This window comes from Oleiphilus sp. HI0080 (assembly GCF_001635135.1).
The window spans coordinates 1-931 of record NZ_LWFU01001019.1 but is presented as its reverse complement, the minus strand read 5'-3'; the positions used below and the strand labels follow the sequence as shown (position 1 = coordinate 931).

General features: G+C 47.9%; 1 protein-coding gene. It reads left to right on the top strand.

Annotated elements, in window-relative coordinates; translation table 11 throughout:
- Window positions 1-823: carbon-nitrogen hydrolase family protein (locus A3751_RS19265; RefSeq protein WP_156492640.1), on the top strand; the 823-nt coding region annotated here is incomplete at its 5' end.
- Window positions 824-931 lie beyond the last annotated feature (108 nt).

The following is a 931-nucleotide window of genomic DNA, read 5'->3' as shown; positions in this document are numbered from 1 at the left end:
GTTCATGCGTGATCATGTGAAAAGCCTTCACTGCGGTTTGATTCAAATGTGCAGTAGCGACGATTGGCAGCAAAACTTGTCGGACGCTATAGCATTTATAAAAACCGCCTCATCCAGAGGGGCGCAGTTTATTGTCTTGCCTGAGAATGCGCTTTGTTTTGGTCAAGCTGCAATCAAAGAGTTTGAGCCTCATGTAGCCGAGTGCATCGCGTCTCTTCAGTGCCTGGTCGACGAATTAGGCTGTTATTTACTCTGCGGATCAGTGCCTTTTAAAGCGTCAAGAAAAGACGTTCGATTTCGTTCTAGAAGCTATTTGTTGTGTCCAGATTCGGAGCCTGTTTTTTACGATAAGATCCACCTTTTTGATGTGGATGTGGCGGATGAAGTGGGGGCATATAGGGAGTCCGATACCTATCAGCCGGGCCATGAGCCTAAAACAACCGAGTTGGCTGGCCATATACTCGGTTTGAGTATTTGTTATGACTTAAGGTTTCCGGAGCTGTATCAGTATTATCAGAAAAACGGCGCTACCTTGCTCACTGTTCCCTCCGCCTTTACATACAAAACAGGTAAAGCGCATTGGGAAACGCTATTAAAAGCGAGAGCGATTGAAACCCAAAGTTTTGTGTTGGCCGCGAACCAATGTGGTGATCATGGTAGGGGCCGTGTTACCTGGGGACACAGCATGATTGTTGCGCCTGACGGGGCAATCTTGGCGTCCTGCGCCGATGAGCCTGGGATTTGTATCGCTGAGATTGACCTTAAGCTACTTGAGCAAGTCCGAGCAGCGATGCCACTTAGACAACATAAACGCCTACTATAGAGTAATAGCCATGAGCGTTACCCTAGAATGTCCGCCTCGTACTCTTTCAAGAAGCGAAACAGCTTTTTCGCTGCCCCCGTATTCTTATCGTGCTGACGATCTTTCGCC